12 protein-coding genes are annotated in these 19930 nt (G+C 67.2%); 4 read left to right on the forward strand and 8 right to left on the reverse strand.

What is annotated here, in order from left to right; all coding sequences use genetic code 11:
* The first annotated feature begins 7 nt into the window (after window positions 1-7).
* The 4 genes from J5837_RS03170 to J5837_RS03185 are packed head-to-tail and all read left to right on the forward strand — an operon-like array spanning window position 8 to window position 3978.
* Window positions 8-628, forward strand: coding sequence for a DUF3348 family protein (locus J5837_RS03170; protein ID WP_425504811.1), 621 nt, complete (start codon window positions 8-10; stop codon window positions 626-628).
* Window positions 625-2721, forward strand: coding sequence for a DUF802 domain-containing protein (locus J5837_RS03175; protein ID WP_210535268.1), 2097 nt, complete (start codon window positions 625-627; stop codon window positions 2719-2721). Before J5837_RS03170 ends, J5837_RS03175 begins: the two co-directional genes overlap by 4 nt.
* Window positions 2718-3368, forward strand: a complete 651-nt coding sequence (locus J5837_RS03180; protein WP_210535269.1) for an OmpA family protein — start codon at window positions 2718-2720, stop codon at window positions 3366-3368. The genes J5837_RS03175 and J5837_RS03180 overlap by 4 nt, the downstream gene beginning before the upstream one ends.
* Complete coding sequence (locus tag J5837_RS03185; protein ID WP_210535270.1) at window positions 3358-3978, forward strand: DUF2894 domain-containing protein; 621 nt, start codon at window positions 3358-3360, stop codon at window positions 3976-3978. Before J5837_RS03180 ends, J5837_RS03185 begins: the two co-directional genes overlap by 11 nt.
* A gap of 12 nt (window positions 3979-3990) precedes the next feature.
* On the opposite strand, the gene J5837_RS03190 is transcribed toward J5837_RS03185, so the two are convergent.
* The 8 genes from J5837_RS03190 to J5837_RS03225 all read right to left on the reverse strand — a co-directional run bounded on the left by J5837_RS03190 (window position 3991) and on the right by J5837_RS03225 (window position 19859).
* Window positions 3991-5553, reverse strand: coding sequence for a sodium/sugar symporter (locus J5837_RS03190; protein WP_210535271.1), 1563 nt, complete (start codon window positions 5551-5553; stop codon window positions 3991-3993).
* Window positions 5554-5593: 40 nt separating this feature from the next.
* On the reverse strand, window positions 5594-8152 hold the full coding sequence (locus J5837_RS03195) for a glycoside hydrolase family 3 protein (RefSeq protein ID WP_210535272.1): 2559 nt from the start codon (window positions 8150-8152) through the stop codon (window positions 5594-5596).
* Window positions 8149-9588, reverse strand: a complete 1440-nt coding sequence (locus tag J5837_RS03200) for a sugar porter family MFS transporter (protein ID WP_210535273.1) — start codon at window positions 9586-9588, stop codon at window positions 8149-8151. The genes J5837_RS03195 and J5837_RS03200 overlap by 4 nt, the downstream gene beginning before the upstream one ends.
* 108 nt (window positions 9589-9696) lie before the next feature.
* Window positions 9697-11034: a xylose isomerase gene (gene xylA, locus J5837_RS03205; RefSeq protein WP_210535274.1), complete on the reverse strand. Its 1338-nt coding sequence runs from the start codon at window positions 11032-11034 to the stop codon at window positions 9697-9699.
* Between the two features lie 54 nt (window positions 11035-11088).
* Entirely contained in the window at window positions 11089-13917 is a 2829-nt protein-coding gene (locus J5837_RS03210) for a TIM-barrel domain-containing protein (RefSeq protein WP_210535275.1), read from the reverse strand.
* A gap of 15 nt (window positions 13918-13932) precedes the next feature.
* Entirely contained in the window at window positions 13933-15624 is a 1692-nt protein-coding gene (locus J5837_RS03215; RefSeq protein WP_210535276.1) for a GH35 family beta-galactosidase, read from the reverse strand.
* Window positions 15614-17458: a sialate O-acetylesterase gene (locus J5837_RS03220; RefSeq protein ID WP_210536116.1), complete on the reverse strand. Its 1845-nt coding sequence runs from the start codon at window positions 17456-17458 to the stop codon at window positions 15614-15616. Before J5837_RS03220 ends, J5837_RS03215 begins: the two co-directional genes overlap by 11 nt.
* A gap of 187 nt (window positions 17459-17645) precedes the next feature.
* Window positions 17646-19859: a WD40/YVTN/BNR-like repeat-containing protein gene (locus tag J5837_RS03225; RefSeq protein WP_210535277.1), complete on the reverse strand. Its 2214-nt coding sequence runs from the start codon at window positions 19857-19859 to the stop codon at window positions 17646-17648.
* Window positions 19860-19930 lie beyond the last annotated feature (71 nt).

Genomic DNA, 19930 nt, shown 5'->3' on the forward strand with positions numbered 1-19930 from the left:
CCCGACCTTGGTTCGCCTGCTGTCCCGCGTCGCCAGCCTCGACCCTCCTTCCCCTCCCGCCTTGGCGGACCGGTTGACCGACTGGATCGACTGGCCGCGCGGCGTCGCCCTGTACACGGCGCTGGATGCCTCTCCCGATCCCGCGACTGGAGCCTACTTCGACGCGGCCGTCGACGACGAATGCGTTCGCGCACGCGCTGGACTGGAGGCACGGGTCGCGGAGTCGCGGGCGTGCACGCCGCCGAAGCCAACCGCGGACAAGCTTCCCGATGGAACTGCCTTCCGCAAACACTATGTCAGCCTGCAGCGGGATATCCAGGTCGTGACCGGTCGCTTGCGCGGTCGCCTGCGCGACATGCTGGCCGCGGCCGGCATGACCCGGCTGGCCGAGGTGGATGCGGTGATGGAGCGCGTGCTCAGCCCGCGCGAGTTGACCTTGCTGTCTCGCGTTCCCGACATCCTGCAGGCCCACTTCGAACGTCTGGGCAGTGCAAACGCCTCTCCGGCGTGGGTGGATGGGTTCCGCCGCGACATGCAGGAAGCGCTGCAGGCCGAACTCGACGTCCGTTTCCAACCGATCGAAGGCCTGCTCGCCGCGCTTCGAACTTCCACGCAAAAGACCCCATGACCCGGAACCTGCCCAAGCATCTCCTCTTCTTCGCCGGCCTCGCCGTCATCTGCTGGATCGCCGCTGGCTACCTTGGCTCGAACCCGCTTGGTGCGACGGTCGCCCTGGTGATCGGCATCTGCTACGTGGCGGGCGGAATCGAACTGCATCGCTACCAGCGCGCGACCGCTTCGCTCGATGCGGCCGTGGCAGCCTTGGCCGCGCCGCCATCTTCCCTCGATGCATGGCTGGAGCAGTTGCCTGCGGGTTTGCGCCACGCAGTGCGTCTGCGCATCGAAGGCGCGCGCGCGGCGCTGCCCGCGCCCACGTTGACGCCCTACCTGATCGGACTGCTCGTATTGCTGGGCATGCTCGGCACGCTGCTGGGCATGATGGCGACCTTGCGCGGCACAGGCCTGGCGCTGGAAAGCGCGACCGACCTGCAGGCCATCCGCGGTTCGCTGGCCGCGCCGGTGAAGGGACTGGGCTTCGCCTTCGGCACCTCCATCGCCGGTGTTGCGGCTTCCGCGATGCTGGGCCTGCTCTCTGCGTTGTGCCGGCGCGAACGCTTGCAGGCCGTGCATGCGCTGGACGCGAAGATCGCGACGACTTTGCATGCCTATTCGCAGACGCACCAGCGCGCGGAAGCCTTCAAGCTGCTGCAACGCCAGACCGAGGCGATGCCGGTCCTGGTCGACCGCCTGCAGGCGATGATGGAAACGCTGGAACGCCAGCACTTGGCCGCGGGAGAACGCCTGGTCGCCGACCAGAAGGCTTTCCATGCCCGCACGGAAGCCGTTTACACCCGTCTGGCGGCGTCGGTGGAACAATCGCTGAAGGCCAGCGTCGCCGAGAGCGCGGGCATCGTCGGCACCACGCTGCAACCGGTGGTCGAAGCGACGATGGCCGGCATCGCCCGCGAAACCGCCGCGTTGCAGGATGCCGTGCACCAGATGGCGCAGCGGCAGGTCGACGGCTTGTCGACGCATCTGCGCACCGCCACCGACGACATCGCCGGCCAGTGGAATGTGGCGCTGGAGCGGCAGCAGCAAGCCAATGCATCGCTGTTGCAGGAGCTGCGCGCCACCCAGGACGGCTTCGCCGAAGCCTTCGGCCAGCGTTCGGAAACCCTGGTCGAAGTCCTGTCGTCGCGCTTCGAATCCGCTGCGTCGCGCGCGTCCGAAGCATGGGACGGCGCGCTGGTACGCCAGAACGCCGCGCATGAAGAGCTTTCCGAGCGCAACCGCAATGCGCTGGCCTCGGCCGCCGCGGCATTCGGGCAACAGGCGACCTCGCTGGCCCAGGGCCTGCAGCAGTCGCATGCCAACTTGCAGGCCGCACTGGAAGCGCGCGAACAGGAGCGCCTGTCCGCCTGGTCGGGGACGCTGGCCGCGATGACCGCGGAACTGGACCGCAACTGGCGCCAGGCCGGCGACGCCGCCAGCGAACGCCAACGCGAGATCTGCGACACCCTGGCCCGCACCGCGAGCGATATCTCGGCGCAATCACAGGCCCACGCCCGCGACACCATCGCCGAGATTTCCCGATTGGTGCAGGCCGCTTCGGAAGCACCGAAGGCCGCCGCCGACGTCGTCGCGGAACTGCGCCAGAAACTTTCCGACAGCATGGTGCGCGACACCGCGATGCTGGAAGAGCGCAGCCGCCTGCTGGGCACGCTGGAGACCCTGCTCGACGCGGTCAACCACGCCTCCACCGAACAGCGCACCGCGGTCGATGCGCTGGTGGCCACGTCGGCGGACCTGCTCGAGCGCGTGGGCAACCGCCTGGCCGAACGCGTCGAAGCCGAAACCGCGCGGCTCGATACCGCGGCGGCACAAATCACCGGCAGCGTGGTCGAGGTCGCCAGCCTCGGCGAAGCCTTCGGTGCGGCCGTGCATGCGTTCGGGCAATCGAACGAAGCGCTGATGGAACGCTTGGACCGCATCGGCGGCGCACTGGACCAGTCCCTGTCCCGCAGCGACGAACAACTTGCCTACTACGTTGCTCAGGCCCGCGAAGTCATCGACCTCAGCCTGCTGTCGCAGAAGCAGATCATCGACGACCTGCAACGGCTCGGCGGCCAGCGCACGCTGGTGGACAGCGAGGCGGCATGAGCGACGAGATCGAACTCGACGCCGATTCGGCGACCCCGGTGTGGGCCGCGTTCGGCGACCTGATGTCGGTGCTGGTCGGCGCATTCGCGCTGCTGCTGGTCGGCCTGATCGGCGTGCAGTTGCAGCTGTCGCACCGGTTGGACCAGGAAATGCGCCAGCGCCAGCTCGACGAACAGAGCCGGCGCACGCTGGAGCAGGTGCTGGCCGAACCCTTGGCCGAAGGCCGCATCACCCTGGTCGACGGGCGCATCGGCATCCGCGGCAACGTGCTGTTCGCGCTGAACTCGGACCAGCTGCAGCCCGAAGGCCGGGCGCTGCTGAAAAGCCTGGCCCGACCGCTGGCCGGCTACCTGCGCACGCGCGACGAAGCCCTGATGATCAGCGGCTTCACCGACGATCGTGCGGTGCGCGCCGGCAGCCGCGACTTCGCCGACAACTGGGAACTCTCCGCACAGCGTGCGCTGACGGTGACGCGCACCCTGGTCGACGATGGCGTACCCGCGTCTTCGGTGTTCGCCGCGGCTTTCGGTTCCCAGCAGCCGCTGGAGTCGAATGCGAACGAAGCGGGGCGCGCCAGGAACCGGCGCGTGGAGATTGCGCCGGTGCCACGATTGACGAAGGCGAAGGCCGTCGCGCATGAGCGGTGACGGCTCCCCTGCCCGCCCATCCGCGCAACGCGTCGAAGGGCGCGGTGCATCGACACGGCAACGCGTGATCGAGGCGATGGAACGCCGTGCCGCGAACCTGCAAGGTGCCGCGAAACAAGACGTGCTGGCCCGGCTCTCCGCGCTGGCGGCTGCGGCGCCCTCACCTGTCGATTCTGCAGCCGATCGCGCTGCCGCGCCGGCATCGCAAGGTAGCCTGCGCATGCTGCTCGAGCACATCGCGACGCATTCGCGAACATCCGATGGCGGTCCGGATACGGAGCCGCTTGCGATCACCCGGTCGAACGTTCCGCCGATGGATGTCCTGGGCGAGGCCAGGCAACTCTGGTCCCGACTACGCAGCGAAACTCAAGCGCGGGAAGCGCTTGCCGCCGAGCCCACGGGCGCCGGCCCGCTCAACTCCGCCCAGCTGGTGCATCGCGCGTTGAAGCTGATGCGCGACACCTCGCCCGAGTACCTGCGCCACTTCCTGTCGTACGCGGATGCGCTGTCCTGGCTCGCGGAAATCGTCCCGGATCCCGGAAAAACACCCGCCGCGCCCGTCAGAAGCCGCGCCCGGAGCAAACCGAAACAGACGCGGCAACGGTCCTGACGCCTGCCGGATTCACCAGAACGACGCGTACAGCGCCACCAGGATGGCGACCACGGCCAGGGCGCCGATGTTGAACGCGCCGCTGGTGCGGTAATCGACGTCGTGGGTTTGCACGATGTCCTTCTCCGGGCGGTGCGGCGTCGCCAGCGACACGACCACGGCCAGCGCCAGTGCGAGCAGGAAGACCAGGCCCATGCGGTCCATGAAGGGTAGTTCGGGGACGAACCTCTTCAACGCGATCGACAGCACGAACGAACCGATCGCCGCGGACAACGCGCCGGCTTCGTTGGCGCGTTTCCAGAACAGGCCCAGCACGAAGATCACCACGATGCCCGGAGTGAAGAAGCCGGTGTACTCCTGGATGTACTGGAAGGCCTGGTCGAAGCTGCCCAGCAGCGGCTTGGCGGTCACGATGCCGAGCAGCACCGCGACCACGGCGGCGATGCGGCCGACCCGCACCAGTTTCGCCTGGTCGGCGCCGGCGTTGCGCTTGGCGTAGAAGTCGAGGGTGAAGATGGTCGCCACCGAATTGATCTTCGAGGCCAGCGAGGCGACGATCGCCGCGACCAGCGCAGCGAACACCAGGCCGAGGATGCCGGTGGGCAGCAGGCGCATCATCGTCGGGTAGGCCTGGTCGGGCTTGTCCAGTCCCGGCGCCAGCACCACCGCGGCGATGCCCGGCAGCACCACGATCACCGGCATCAGCAACTTGAGGAAGGCGGCGAACAGCACGCCCTTCTGCGCTTCGCCGATGTCCTTCGCGGCCAAGGCGCGCTGGATGATGTACTGGTTGAAGCCCCAGTAGCTGATGTTGGCGATCCACATGCCGCCCACGAGCACGCTCAGGCCCGGCAGGTCCTTGTAGAAGGGATTGTCCTTGTCGAGGATCATCTGGAAGTGCTCGGGATGCGCGGCCCACAGTTTGTGGAAACCGGCGACGATGCCCGCGCCTTCGCCGATCCGGTCCAGGGTCAGCGCCGCCACCAGCAACCCACCCAGCACCAGCAGTGACACCTGCACGATGTCGGTCAGCGCCACCGCCTTCAGGCCGCCGTACAACTGGTAGGCCAGCGCGAACATGCCGATCAGCGCCAGCGCCAGCATCTGGTCCATGCCGGTGACCTTGCTGACCGCGATCGCGCCCAGCCACAGGATCGAGGTCAGGTTCACGAACACGTACAGGCCCAGCCAGAACACCGCCATCAGCGTGCGGATGCGGTTGCCGTAACGCTGCTCGAGGAACTGCGGCATGGTGTAGATGCCGTTGCGCAGGAACACCGGCAGGAACCACTTGCCGACGATCAGCAGGGTCGCCGCCGACATCCATTCGTACGAGGCGATCGCCAGGCCGATGGCATAGCCGGAACCCGACATGCCGACGATCTGTTCGGCCGAAATGTTGGCAGCGATCAGCGAAGCGCCGATCGCCCACCACGGCAACGACTTGCTGGCCAGGAAGTAGTCCTTGGCGTCCTTGCTGTGGCCGGCCTTCTCGCGCGATACCCATTGCGCCAGCGCGAACACGCCGGCCAGGTAGACCAGCACGATGGCGATATCCAGTGTCGACAGACCCATGCCGCCTTCCCCTGTTGTTATCGATGGCGCGAAAGCCCGGTCACTTGACCGGGCAATCCACGGTGACTTCCGCTTCGTTCAACGCGCCCAGCGCGATGCGCGATACCGACAGGTCCAACGCCGCCGCACTTTCCAGCACCGGCAGTTGCACCAGTTTGCCGACGTCGGCGCCGGCCACGGCAAAGCACTTCAGCGGCACGCCCACCACCTTCCACTGCCCTTGCGGCAGCGAGGCCAGGGTCTTGCGCAGGTCGACGCGACCCGAGCAACCTTCCCCGCAGCCCACCCCCAGCCAGACCGGCGCGGTGATCGCGCTGTCGCGACGCAGGGTCAGTTGCAGTTGCACATCGCCGTTGCTTTCGCGGGTGACATCGATCGGCGTGGCCGATGCCAGCACCCAACGCGCGGCCTGCGCGCCCGACCATTGCAGGCGGCGTGCGTCTTCCTGCGCCTTGTGGTCGACCGCGCTGAGCTTGAGGCTGCCATCGGCCAGCGCCACCGGCATGGTGGTCGCCGGCATGTTGGCCTGCGAGGCGCTGGACAGTTGCAGCGCCAGACCGATGGCCGGCTTGCCCTTGGCGAAGTACACGCCACTGGCCGACTGCTCGCCGGTGATGCCGGACTCTTCCGGCAACGGCGCAAGGTCGCCCTCGTCGGCATAGGTCAGGCCGTAGCCGAACTTGAACTGCGGGTCGTAATCCTTCTGCCCCACGTTGTTGGCGTATTGCGTCGCGGTACGCGGCCAGCTGAAGCTCAGCTTGCCCTTGAAGTCGTGCTGCACGCTGCCATCGGCCTTGCGCAACAACACGTCGGCGATGCCCGCGCCTTCGGAACCGGGCAGCCACGCCGCGACGAACGCATCGGCGGCGTTGATCTCGCGGTTCACCCACAACGGACGTCCGCTGAGGAACACCGCGACCACCGGGATGCCTTCCGCCTTCAGCCGCTTGATCAACGCCAAGTCGGCATCGTTGCCCGGCTTGTACGACAGGTTCGGGATGTCGCCCTGGAATTCGGCGTACGGATCCTCGCCGAACACCACCACGGCCACGTCGGGCTTCGCCTTGTACTTGCCGTCCACCGCCAGTTCGGTGGTTCCGCCGGCGGCCTTCGCCTGCGCGGCGATGCCTTCGTAGATGGTGTCGGCGTTGGGGAAGTCCTTGCGCGTGGTGCCGGTACCCTGCCAGTTCAGGGTCCAGCCGCCGGCCTGCTTGCCGACGCTGTCGGCGCCGTCGCCAGCGACCAGGATGCGTTGCTTCGGCGACAGCGGCAGCAGGCCCGCGTTGTTCTTCAGCAGCACCAGCGACTCGCGCACCGCCTGCCGCGCGACAGCACGGTGCTCGGGCGCACCGAGCAGCGCGAACTGGCCACCGACCGTGCGCGCGGACGGCTTGCCGGCTTCGAACAGGCCCAGGCGGAACTTCACCCGCAGGATGCGCGCGACCGCTTCGTCCAGCCGCGCCTGGCTGATCTTGCCGGCCTTCACCGCGGCCAGCGTGGATTCGTAGAAACCCTTCCAGCTGTCGGGCGCCATGGCCATGTCGAGGCCGGCGTTGATCGTCGCCGGGCAATCGGTGGCGGTGCAGCCCTTGACCTGGCCGTGCCCGTTCCAGTCGCCGACCACGAAACCGCCGAAGTGCATGCGTCCCTTCAGCACTTCGGTCAGCAGGTGCCGGTTGCCGTGCATCTTCTCGCCGTTGACGCTGTTGAACGAGGCCATCACCGTCTGCGCGCCGGCGGCGATGGCCGGCGGATAACCGGCGCCATGGATGCGCGCCAGGGTCGCTTCGTCGACGGCGGTATCGCCCTGGTCCTTGCCGTTGCTGGTACCGCCATCGCCGAGGAAGTGCTTGACCGAGGCGATGACGTGGCGACCGTCGAGGAATGCGGGCGACCCGACCTTGCCCTGCAACCCCTCGACCATCGCACCGGCGTAGCTCGCGACCACGTCGGGCGATTCGGAATAGCCTTCATAGCTGCGCCCCCAGCGATCGTCCTGCGGCACCGCCACGGTCGGCGCGAACGCCCACTCCATGCCGGTGGCACGGGTTTCGATGGCGGTGACTTCGCCGATCCTGCGCATCAGCTCAGGGTCGCGCATCGCGCCCAGGCCGATGTTGTGCGGGAACAGCGTCGCGCCGACGATGTTGCTCTGCCCGTGCACCGCGTCGATGCCGAACAGGATCGGAATCGCCTTGCCGCCGCCCGAGGTGTCCATCGATGCGGCGTAATACGCATCGGCCAGGGCCAGCCACTGCGCCGGGCTGGCGTCGTACTTGCCGCCCGGGTCGGAATTGCCGCCGGCCAGCACCGAGCCGAGCCGGTACTTGCGCACGTCTTCGGGGGTCAGGCTGGCGATGTCGCCCTGCACCAGCTGCCCGACTTTTTCTTCCACCGTCATCGTCGCCAGCAAGTCGGCGATGCGCTTCTCGAGGGCCGGGTCTTCGGCCAATGGCCATTTCACCTCCGGCCACGGCGACGACGGTGCGGCGGCCTGGGTCGCCGCAGGTCCGTGTTCGGGCTGGCAGGACACCAGGGCCAGTGCGACCAGGACGGCCAGGGCAGGCTTGCGGAGGGGTATGCGCTTCATGGGTTTCATCCTTCCATCTGCTCCAGTTCCTTGCCCTTGGTTTCGTGGATGAACCGCCGCACCAGGAAGTAGCTGATCACCGCGCAAACCGCGTAGAAGGTGTAGCTGGCGGCCAGGCCCAGGCCCGACGCCATCAGGGGGAAACTCTGCGCGATGAGGTAGTTGGCGAACCACTGGGCGAAGCCGCACACCGCCAGCGCCGAGCCGCGGATCTGGTTCGGGAACATCTCGCCCAGCATCACCCACATCACCGGACCCCAGGAGACGTTGAAGAAGATCACGTAGAGGTTGGCGGCGATCACCGCGACCACGCCCATCTGCTGCGAAAGCACCAACTTGCCCGCCGGGTCGAGGGTGCCCTGGCTGAAGGCATAGACCATCGCGAACAGCGTGACCGCCATGCCTGCCGAACCGATCAGCAGCAGCGGCTTGCGGCCGATCCTGTCGATCACCGCGATGGTGACGAAACAGGCCGCGATCGACACCACGCCGGAGCCGATGTTGATCAGCAGCGAGTCGGCCTCGGTGAAGCCGGCAAGCTGCCACAGCGTCGACCCGTAGTAGAAGATCACGTTGATGCCCACGAGCTGCTGGAATACCGCCAGCAGCAGCCCGGCCCAGACGATGGCGCGGATGCCGAGGAAACCACGGCCTCCGGCAGGCGTCAGCACGTCGCTCAGGCGCGGCCGGTGGTCGGCCAGGAAACTGGCCTTGATCTCGTCGAGCTTGGTGGCCGCTTCGGCAGGGCCCAGCAGGCTGACGAGCACCGCGCTGGCTTCCTCGTGCCGACCCTTGGAGACGAGATAGCGCGGGCTCTCCGGAATGAAGAACAGCGTGATCAGGAACACCGCCGCCGGGATCGCCTGCATCAGGTACATCCAGCGCCACGCTTCGATCCCGCCCCAGAACGGCTGGGTCGAACTGCCCGCAGCCGCCGCGAGGTAGTAATTGACCACGAAGGCCAGGGTGAGGCCCGTGATGATCATGATCTGCTGGGCCGTGGTCATCCGGCCGCGGATGGCCGCCGGCGCGACTTCGGAAATATAGGCGGGCGAAAGCACCGAGGCGGCGCCCACGGCCATGCCGCCGAGGATGCGCGCGAAGACGAAGAGGGAATGGTTGTGGGCCAGGCCCTGGATGACCGCCCCGATGAGGAACAGGACGGCGGCCAGCCGCATCACGTTGCGACGCCCCATGCGGTCGGCCAGCGTGCCGGCGAAGAACGCACCGATGACGCAGCCGATCAGCAGCGAGCCGACGGTGAAGCCCAGGCCGGCCTCATCCAGGGCGAAGGCGCTCTGGAGGCCGGGCTGGGTGCCGTTGACCGCACCGCTGTCGTAGCCGAAAAGCAGGCCGCCGATGGTGGCGACACAGCTGATGAGGACGACGAATGCCGTATTTTCCGCGCTCGTGGACGCGGTCTTGCCAAGCGAGCCGTTGTTCATGCTGGAGTGCCTGTATGTCGTTGTGGAAACCTCGCAACCGCGACGCGCGCGATTGCCCCTCTCCTCTTCCAACCATTCCCCCTGCCTACGCAAGGAAAGGGGCTTGCATTACACGCGGAGCAAATACTGGTTTAGCAGGTTCTCATAGCGCTCCTGCTTGCCGCTGGCCTGCTTCGGCTCGCCCTGCTTGACCGCGAGGGCATGCAGGTCGGCCAGGCCGAGCTTGCCGTCCTCGAAGTCCTTGCCCGCCCCGCCGTCGAAGCTGGCATAGCGGTCCTTTCGCCATTGTTCCCATGGCGATTCGGTCAGCAGCGCATGGGCCACCTCCAGCCCGCGCGCGAACGCATCCATGCCGCCGATGTGGGCGATGAACAGGTCCTCCAGGTCGGTCGACTCGCGGCGCACCTTCGCATCGAAGTTCAGCCCGCCTTCCAGACCGCCCTGGCGCAGCACCACCAGCATCGCACCGACCGTATCGTACAGGTCGGTCGGGAACTGGTCGGTGTCCCAGCCGTTCTGCGCGTTGCCGCGGTTGGCGTCGATGCTGCCCAGCAGGCCATGGTCGCTGGCCACCTGCAGGTCGTGCTCGAAGGTGTGCCCCGACAGGGTGGCGTGGTTGGCCTCGATGTTGAGCTTGAAGTCCTTCTCCAGCCCGTGTGCCTTGAGGAAGCCGGCCACGGTGGCGCTGTCGAAGTCGTACTGGTGCTTCATCGGCTCCATCGGCTTGGGCTCGATCAGGAAGTTGCCGCTCAGGCCGATGCTGCGGCCGTAGTCGCGGGCGATGGTCAGGAAGCGGGCGAAGTGGTCCAGCTCGCGCTTCATGTTCGTGTTGACCAGGCTGGCATAGCCTTCGCGGCCGCCCCAGAACACGTAGTGCTCCCCGCCCAGCTCGACGGTCGCCTCCAGCGCGTTCTTCACCTGTACCGCCGCACGCGCCACCACCGCGAAGTCCGGGTTGGTCGCCGCGCCGTTCATGTAGCGTGGGTGCGAGAACAGGTTGGCCGTGCCCCACAGCAGCTTCACCCCGGTGGCCTGCTGGCGTGCCTTGGCCAGGCCGACCATGTGCTTGAGGTGCTTCTCGTACTGGCCGATGTCCTCCTCGTCCGGCGACAGGTCGATGTCGTGGAAGCACCAGTACGGCACGCCCAGCTTGCTGAAGAACTCGAACGCGGCATCGACCTTGGCCTCGGCCGTGGCCAGCGGGCTGGCGCCTTCCCACGGGAACTTGCGCGTGCCCGGACCGAACGGGTCGTGGCCGGCGTTGCAGAAGGTGTGCCAGTAGCAGGTGGCGAAGCGCAGGTGCTCGGCCATGGTCTTGCCGCCGATCCGCTTCTGCGCGTCGTAGACCTTGAAGGCCAGCGGGTTGTCCGAGCCGCGACCCTCGAACGGGATGCGGCCGATGCCGGGGAAGTATTCCTTGGCGCCGATGAAAGGTTGCGTGCTCATGGGACGGTGTTCCTGTGGTTGGGCGAGGTGTCGCGCGGGGACGTCATCGTGCGATCACCGCTTGCCCACGACCTGCGCGTTGCCGTCGTAGCGCACGGTGACGTCGGCCGCCGGCTCCAACGCACCGTTGTCGCCGCGTGGACCGTCGACGAAACGCACGCGGATCTCGCGCTGCGCCGGCATGCCCGGGTAGGCGCCTTCGCGCTTGCCGATGCTCAGCTCGCCCTTCGCCTGGTTCCAGGCCAACGGGATGCGGCTGAACTCGCCTCGCTCGTAACCGTAACTGCGGCCGTTGTCCTCGTACAGCGAGAACGTACCGTCGGCGCCCGTGTAGACCTCGATGGTCAGCGGCGCGCCCGGCTGTTCGTCCACGTACTGCTGGACCACGGTACGCGGCACGATCGAGCCGGCGCGCACGAACAACGGCATGCGCTGCAGCGGAGCCGCGGCCTCGATGGTCTGCCCGCCGTCGTAGCGCTTGCCGGTTTCGAAGTCGATCCAGGTGCTGCCCGCCGGCAGGTACACCGGGCGCGAGGTCGCCTTGAACCTGGTCACCGGCGCGACCAGAAAGGCCGGACCGAACAGGTACTCGTCGGCCACGTCGCGCGCCTTCGCGTCGTCCGGGAAATCCATCGCCAGCGCGCGCAGGATGGTGCCGTCCTTCTGGTAGGTATCGCCGGCCAGGGTGTAGACGTAGGGCAGCAGCGAGTAACGCAGCTTCAAGTAATAGACGAAGCTGTCGTACTCCGGCGTTCCGGGCGGGGCGATGTTCCAGATCTCGCGATACGGCGCCTGCCCGTGCAGGCGGAAGATCGGCACGAAGGCGCCGTACTGGAACCAGCGCAGGTTGAGCGCGCGCCATTCGGGCACGTCGGCCGGGTTCTCGTCGATGTAGCGTTGCTCCGGCGCGAAGCCGCCGATGTCGAAGCTGACGTTGGGAATGCCCGCCATCGACGCGTTCACCAGGCCCGCGATCTGCTGTTCCATGTTGCTCCAGCGCGGCACGATGTCCCCGCTCCAGAACGCCGACGCGTTGCGCTGCTGCCCGGCGAAGGCCCCGCGCGAAAGAATGAAAACGCGCTTGTCGGGCGTGGTTTCGCGCGAACCGCGATACACGCCGCCGGTGTGCACCAGTGGATAGGAGTTGAAGAACTCCGCCGACGGTCCCAGCGAGGTCGGCGTGGTCCGCGCCTTGCGTTCGTCGATGTTGATGCTGTCCTGCTGGTCGGGCTCGCTGGCGTCCAGCCACCACGCATCGACGCCCTTGCTGTTGAGCTTGGCATTGACCTGCTTCCAGAAGATGTCCTGCGCCTCCTTGGAATACGGGTCGTAGAACGAATTGACGTAGCCCTCGCCGATCCAGTCGCGCACGCCCAGCTTGATCGGACGCTGGTAGATGTGGCCGGCCTTGTCGAGTTCCTTGTAGTTGTCGGTGGTCGGATAGAACTTCGGCCATACCGAGATCATGAAGTTCGCGTGCTGGCCGTGCACGTGGCGGATCATGCCGTCCGGATCGGGGAAGAACTGCTTGTCGAAATCATGCGAGCCCCACGCATCCACCGGCCAGTAGGACCAGTCCAGCACGATGTTGTCCAGCGGCAGCTGGCGCTTGCGGTACTCGTCGACGGTGCCGGTGATCTCGTCGCCGGTCTTGTAGCGCTCGCGGCTCTGCCAGAAGCCGTAGGCCCACTTCGGCAGCAGCGTGGCCTTGCCGGTCAGCGTGCGGTAGCCGGCCAGCACCTGGTCGGCGTTGGCGCCAGCGACGACGTAGTAATCGATGTTCTGCGCGGCTTCCGACCAGATCGACAAGTCCTTGGCCACGTCGGCCGGCTGCGGATCGCGGTGCAGCAGGGCGACGTAGGCCGGATCGATCATGTTCCATTCCAGCTTGAGCGTGTGCTTTTCGCCGGCCTTCAGATCCAATGCGAATTCGTGGTGCCAGGCGTTCCAGTTCTGCCGCCAGGTGTCCTGAACCAGCTTGCCGTCGATCCACAGCTTCGCGTACTCGCTGTTGAACAGCGAGAACGTGTGGCGGCCATCGTTCTTCGCGCTGAAGGCGCCTTCCCACGTGACCACGGTGCGCTTGCCCTTGGGCGGCACCGCCTCCGCGGGAAAGTGCGCGTAGTCCTCGCGGAACTGATAGTTGACCTGCTTTTCGTCGCGACGCAGCTTCTGCACGCCATCCACGGCGTACGTCGCGGTCAGCGCGCCCGGCTTGCCCTCGGCGTCGAACAGGTCCAGCGACTCCGGCAACGGACGCAGGCCGCGCGGATCGCCGTAGCGGGTGATCGAGTTGTTGTCCCACAGGATGCCGTAATGGCGGCTGGAAACCAGGTACGGAATCGGCTTGTCGATGTTGTGCTGCAGGAGCTCGACATCGCGGCCCTTCAGGTTCATCCAGCCCTGCTGGTGCATGCCGGTGCCGTAGAAGGCTTCGTCCGCCGGCGATTCGAAACGCTGGCGGATGCTGTAGTAATCCTTGCCTTCGATCTTGACCGGCTGGAAGCTGCGTGCGTGCTCCTGCAGCAGCGGCTTGCCGGCCGCGTCGAAGAAGCTGACCTGCCCGGTTTTCGGATCCACGCTGGCGGAAATGCCCTGCGTGGACAGCTTCACCTGTCCGCCGACCTGCGAAATCTCGAATGCCGGCGGCTTGCCCGCATCCACGCGCATCAGGCTGGGCGTGCGGGCGAAATCGCCGTCCGGGTCGGCGGTCACCCGGAGGATGCCATTGCGCACCACTTCGATGCGCACGTCGGCGGCGTCGGCGTCGCTGGGCCGCACGATCACGCCGTTGGCGAACTGTTCGTAGTCCTTCTTCCCGGTGCCGCAGGCCGACATCACGGCCAGGGTCAACAGCAAGGGCACTGTCCTCAGGTGCTTCATCTTTCGCTCCGCTCGTCAATAAGTCGCCAGCTTGACCCGCAGCAATTGCGGGGCGCTGGAAAAGTTGAGGCCGTAGTCGGTCTGGTCGCCGTTCCAGCGGCGACGGAACTGCCACTTGCCGTTTACGTAAGTCCCTTCGTCCACGTAGTCGTAGATCTGGCGCGCGGCCACGGCCGGGTCCGCCGCTTCGATGTTGATGCGCGCGTGCGCGCCGGTGACGAGGAATTCGTCCGGCCCCAGCTGCACCACCAGCGCGCGGCCGATCGGTTCCGGATTGCCCGGGGGTTCGCCCTGGAACCAGAACTGCGGCACGCCGTAGGTAACCCGCATGTTCCAACGCGCGTCGATCTTCAGCGTCTGCACCGCCTGCCCGGGCTGCTCGGCGGTACCGTGCACCCTGCCCTCGAAACCGGCCTTCGCGATCACGCGCATCGCCGGTGCGACCAGCCGGTAGTTCAGGGCGAAGTCCTCCAGCGTTTCCGGATTCATCACCTTGGCGCCGAGCGGATAGTTGGAGTACCTGGTGTAGTCGATGCCGAACGGCGACCAGCCGATCGCCTGCTCGCCCAACGCGGAGAAGAAATAGCGCGGGTATTCGGCACGGTTGCCGGTTTCGGCCACGAACAACGGATTGTCCGCACGCGAGTAGCGGTCCAGCACCGTGGTGTAGCTGGCGTAGTCGTACATGTAGATGTCCGGCGCCAGCAGGTCGATATGCGGCGCTGCCGCCTTGTACACGTCCAGCACGTTGTCCGTGGCGCCGCCGCTTTCGTACTGGCCCGGCTGGCCCGGATTGAACGGGCCGCGCAACGCGGCATTGACGTACATCGGCAGCGGATACGCGGCCTTGCCGGCTTCGGCGACCTGGTCGATGTAATGCGCGACATGCCAGGCATGGAAGAACTCGTCGGCATCGGCGCCGAACACGTCGCGCCAGTTGCCCGATTGCTTGCCGAGCTTCTTCAGCAGCGCTTCGGGCACCGGGCCCTCGAAGACCTTCTGCGCCAGCGGCGAGAAGTCGCGCACGCTGCCGTAAGTGCCGGGCTCGTTCTCTACCTGCACCATGATGACGGTGCGTTGCGGATCGGCCGCCTTCAGGTGCTTCATCAATTGGACGAAGGCCTTGCGGTCGGCATCCAGCGTGGCCCGCGCATGCGGCGACAGCGAATTCAGCGTGCGCCCGTCGGCGGCGACCACGCGCGGGTAGCGCGCGTTGTCCAGCTTCACCCAGCGCGGTGCGTAGTTCGGCCCGTTGTTCTTCCAGGTGGCGAACCACAGCAGCACCAGGCGCACGTCGTGTTCGCGCGCCTGCTTCAGCAACGTGTCGACGAAGGAGAAGTCGAACTTGCCCTCTTTTGCTTCGACCTGTTCCCAGGCGACGGGCACCATCACCGTATTCGGCTTGAGCACGGCCATCGCCGGCCATACCTCGTCCAGCGCCGCCGGCCAGTTGCTGGAATTGTTGACCTGCGCGCCGAGGATCAGGAAGGGCGCGCCATCGACCAGCAATGCATGCCGGCCGTCCTTGCTGACGATGCGCGGAATCGGATTTTCGCCGGCGGCCGCTTGCACCGTTCCGGTCGCCACATCCTTGCCCTTGGGTTGGCAGGCCGCCAGCAGGCCGATTGCCGCAAGCAGCAACAGCGTGCGCAGGAGGCAATGGCCATGATGTCGCTTCATTGCGTTCGCTCCTTCCTCACCAGGCATCGCTGCGGAACGGCGATGCGGGCAGGCCCACGTCGTTCGCCAGGTCGGCATCGGCCGGGTTGTCGCTCCACGCATACCGCACCGCGACCGGAACCGGAACGGCATCGCTCTGCACCACCACCTTGTCGCCGCGAACCATCGCCTTCGCCGGATGGAATACGCGATCCGCGCCGGCCAACTTGAACCCATGCACTTCGTTGCCACCGCCGCGAACGGCGAGCGCGCCGTTGCCCGCGGCGAACGACAGCGTCGCCGTGCCATGCTCGACCTGCATGCCGGTGAACACCGGCCCGCTGTAGACCAGAGTTTCACCGTAGGCGACATGGCGCGCCGCCAGCGCCAGGCGCTTGCCGACGTCCTGCTTGTTGCGCGGATGGATGTCGTCCGGGTTGCCGATGTCGATGGTCACCGCCTGCGCGGTGGCCGGCAGCGACAGGGTCTTCGATTGCGATTCGCGCAGTACCGACCACGGACTGCTGTCGCCCTGGTCGGCGCCGGAAACCCAATTGGCCAACTGCACCCACAGGAACGGCAACTTCGGCGCATGCCACTGCGCGCGCCATTGTCCGATCAGCGCCGTGAACTGTTGCCGGTACGCCAACGCCTGCGCCGTGGTGCCGGCGTTGGCTTCGCCCTGGTACCAGATGGCGCCGGCGAGGGCGTAGGGCTGCAGCGGATGGATCATCGCGTTGTACAGCAGCGTGGGCACCTGGTTCTTGTCGTCCATCATGCTCACGCTGGCTTGCGCGGGGCGGAAGCGCCAGCCCTGCAGGGCCAGGCGCGCGCCCTGCGCCGGTTGCACGAACACTTCGGACGGTGCGCCGTGGATGCCGCCGCCACCGCCGGTGTCTTCCACCCGTACGGCGACGTGGTTGACGCCGGCATGCAGCGCCGAGGCCGGAACCTCGTACACGCGCGCCACGTTGTACTGCTGCCGGGTCTGTCCGACCTGGACGCCGTTGACCCAGGTGGTGTCGGTGTCGTCGACGCGACCCACGCCCAGGGTGACGCCCGCGCGCGCCTGCGCTTCGGTCAGGGTGAACTGCGCGCGATACCAGGCGATGCCGTCCACGCCGTTGTAGCCCTCCGATTCCCACAGGCCCGGCACAGCGATCGGCGCCCACTGCGATTCGTCCGCGTCGGCCGCTTGCCAGCCGCCGTCGTCGGCGGGCAACTTCCAGCGCGCCAGCTTTTCCCGCGTCTTCGCCAGCGCCGCCTGGTTGGCTTCGCGCATTTCGCGGCCGCGTTCGGCCAGTTGCTGCGGCGACAGGCCCAACGTCTTCGCATCGCTCCATGCCTCGATGGAACTGCCGCCCCAGCTGCTGTCGATGATGCCGATCGGCACACCGAGTTTCTGCCGCATCTGGCGCGCGAAGAAATAGGCGACGGCCGAGAAGTTGCCCGCCGTCTGCGGCGAGGCCGCGACCCATTCACCGCCGGCCAGTTGCCATTGCGCTTCGTCCGACCACGACTTCGGAACCTTGAAGTGGCGAACCAGCGGATCGTTCGCGCGGGCGATCTCCGCTTCCGCATCCGCCGCCTGCGACAGCGGCCACTCCATGTTCGACTGACCCGACGCCAGCCAGACCTCGCCAACCAGCACGTCGCGGATGGCAACCTCCTCCGCCTCGCCCTCGCGCACGCGCAATTGGAACGGACCGCCTGCGGCATGCGCCGGCAGCTCGACCCGCCAGGTGCCGTCGCTGGCGGCGGTAGTGGTCGTCTCGCGCGCATCGAAGCTGACCCGGATCCTGGCGCCGGGCGTCGCCCGGCCCCACACTGGCAGCGGCTGGTCGCGCTGCAACACGGCGCCGTCCGAAAACACGAGCGGCATCTCGATCTTGGCGTGCGCGGAAGATGTTGCCAGCCACAGGATGGCTAGCGGAGCGAAGTGTCGTTTCAAGAATCGTTCTCCCGATGCTGGATTGCAGCGTAGTAGTCTCTGATGACCTGCCAAGCGAGGTTACGCTCGCCATGTTCGGCAAGCACGCACGCAAGCACCGCGGCCAGAAGCGGCCGCCTCACCGCGGATCTCCGTACCAGATGCCCCGGCCTTCGGTGCCGAAATACACGCGACCCGGCACGCGAGGATCGCCGGTCACGTGGCGGATGACACCGCCGAAACGATGCGCGTCATCGTCGATCCGCCGCCACTGCCGGCCTTCGTCGTCCGAGCGATACAGGCCCAGCTTGCCCGCGACGCGACCGAACAGGAACAACACCGGCGAGCCGCCCTCGCTGGCGGACTTGCCCAGCCCCAGCGACTGCGCAGTGTCCGCGCCAGCCAGCCGCACCAGCTTGCCGGCTGCCCAACGTTGCAGGCCGCGCGACCCGGCGGCGATCCACACGCCGCCGTCGTGCCTTGGATCCGGATGCAATTCGACGCGCGTGTCGTCGCCAACCGCAGCCGCGTCTTCCGCAGCGGCCGCGACCTGACGGAATTCCATGCCGCCATCGACGCTGGCGAACAGCGCGCCGGTGGCGGTGTCGAAAGCGTGGAAGAGGTTCGCGTCGAAACGGTCGCCTTCCGCTACCGCGGTTTTCGGCAGGCCACGCGCGGATTGCCAGTGCCCGCCGAAATCCGCGGTGAGCCAGTGCTCGCCCCCACGCGGTTGCAGGATCGCGCGCTTGCCGTCGGCGGACAGGGCGATGCGCCCGGCCACGCCGCCGCCGGGCGGATCGCTGGCGAACACGTGCCAGTTGCGTCCGCCGTCGCGCGAGTACGCCGCATGCGGCACGTTGCCGGGATCGTCGTGGAAATACCCGGTGCGGGCGAGTACCCCGGTCGCCTGCCCGGCCATGGCCAGGTCATGGGTATTGTTGTAACGCGGCGGCCGCGCGAACTGCACCGTGGTCTTGTCCAGCGCATCGTGCACGAAACCGTCGATGTCGCCCAGGCCGCTGATCAGGTGCGCGCCCTGCGGCGGACTGAGCAGCGCCAACGGCACGGTTTCCTCCAGGCCGATGTTGTCGAACCGCCACTGCACGCGGCCGCCGCCGTCGAACGCGCCGAGGTTGCGCGAGGCCCAGATGCCATAGCCGGTGACGAACAGCGCGCGGTCGGAATCGAACGGATCGATCTCCAGGTCGGCCAGCCAGTGCGGCGTGGCCTGCGCGGTCCACGGGGACGCGCTGTGGTCGAAGTCCGAATGCGCGAACACCGCCTTCCACGTCTTGCCGCCATCGACGCTGCGGAACAGCTCGTCGCGGGGGCCGTAGCGGCAGAACGTGCTGGCGATCAGCGTGCGTGGATTGCGCGGGTCCACTGCGACCGCGCCCCAGCCGAAGCCATCGCCTTCCGAGTCGATCGATTGAGGCGCCGGGGTCACTTCGGTCCAGCGTTGCTGCGCGGGCTCGAACTTCCACACTGCGCCATCGTGCATGACGTCGGGGCCGGGTTCGTCGCCATAACTCAGGTAGAACGCACCGTCGCCGGCGCGCACCATGTGGTTGGGGCGCAGGCCGACGGGCTGGCGGGCGACCGGATGCCAACTCGCGCCGGCATCCTCGGAGACGTACAGGCTGGTCTCGCGCGTGGACACGCCGGCATAGATGCGCGGCGTCGGCGAACCCGGCTTGCCGCTGTCGGGCTCGAACACGACGAAGACGATGCCGATCTGCTGCCTGCGCCAGCGGTTTTCCGCGCTGGCCGACGGCGACGTCGCGATGGCCGGGAAACTTTCCACCCGCGACCAATGCGCGCCGCGATCGCCACTGCGCCACAACCCGTGCGTGCGCGAACCCAGCATCAACACGCGGCCGTCGTTGGGATCCACTGCGAGCCGCTCGCCGTTGCCGCGGCCCAGTTCATTGGCGCCCAGCTTGAATGGCAGATCGCTGCGCGCGAAGCTGCGGCCGCGATCGCTCGAGCGCAGGATCGCGGCATTGCCGGAGCGCTCGGTGGTGTAGGTGCCGACGGCCAGGTAGACGCGCTCCGGATCGGCAGGATCCAGCGCGATGCTCTCCACGCCGAAGCGACCCTTATCTTCTTCGCCCATCCAATCGAGCAGCGGCTGCCATCTGTGTGCGTCCGGCAGCCAGCGGTACGCACCGCCCATGTCCGTACGTGCGTAGAGCAGCCCCTTTTCGCCCGGATGGAATACCAGTCCGCTGACGAAACCGCCGCCGCCGACGGGAACGTTGTACCAGCGGTAGCCCGCGGGGGCTTCCTGCGCAAACACGGCGGGCGCGAGCAGGAAGAGCAGAAGGGCGAATGTGGGGAAAAGCCTGTGCATCGGATTCTCCGGTACGGAGGGAGAGCCGGTGCGCCTTGCGTGGAGCACACTCTCGAGAGGGACCGGGAAGG

The organism is Pseudoxanthomonas helianthi (genome assembly GCF_017939625.1).
Classification (GTDB): domain Bacteria; phylum Pseudomonadota; class Gammaproteobacteria; order Xanthomonadales; family Xanthomonadaceae; genus Pseudoxanthomonas_A; species Pseudoxanthomonas_A helianthi.

What these genes read in the sequence shown, in the direction of transcription:
- J5837_RS03175 (WP_210535268.1), top strand. Translation starts at nt 625, where the DNA reads ATGACCCGGAACCTGCCCAAGCATCTCCTCTTCTTCGCCGGCCTCGCC.
- J5837_RS03180 (WP_210535269.1), top strand. Translation starts at nt 2,718, where the DNA reads ATGAGCGACGAGATCGAACTCGACGCCGATTCGGCGACCCCGGTGTGG.
- J5837_RS03185 (WP_210535270.1), top strand. Translation starts at nt 3,358, where the DNA reads ATGAGCGGTGACGGCTCCCCTGCCCGCCCATCCGCGCAACGCGTCGAA.
- J5837_RS03190 (WP_210535271.1), bottom strand. Translation starts at nt 5,553, where the DNA reads ATGGGTCTGTCGACACTGGATATCGCCATCGTGCTGGTCTACCTGGCC.
- J5837_RS03195 (WP_210535272.1), bottom strand. Translation starts at nt 8,152, where the DNA reads ATGAAACCCATGAAGCGCATACCCCTCCGCAAGCCTGCCCTGGCCGTC.
- J5837_RS03200 (WP_210535273.1), bottom strand. Translation starts at nt 9,588, where the DNA reads ATGAACAACGGCTCGCTTGGCAAGACCGCGTCCACGAGCGCGGAAAAT.
- xylA (WP_210535274.1), bottom strand. Translation starts at nt 11,034, where the DNA reads ATGAGCACGCAACCTTTCATCGGCGCCAAGGAATACTTCCCCGGCATC.
- J5837_RS03210 (WP_210535275.1), bottom strand. Translation starts at nt 13,917, where the DNA reads ATGAAGCACCTGAGGACAGTGCCCTTGCTGTTGACCCTGGCCGTGATG.
- J5837_RS03215 (WP_210535276.1), bottom strand. Translation starts at nt 15,624, where the DNA reads ATGCCTGGTGAGGAAGGAGCGAACGCAATGAAGCGACATCATGGCCAT.
- J5837_RS03220 (WP_210536116.1), bottom strand. Translation starts at nt 17,458, where the DNA reads ATGCCGCTCGTGTTTTCGGACGGCGCCGTGTTGCAGCGCGACCAGCCG.
- J5837_RS03225 (WP_210535277.1), bottom strand. Translation starts at nt 19,859, where the DNA reads ATGCACAGGCTTTTCCCCACATTCGCCCTTCTGCTCTTCCTGCTCGCG.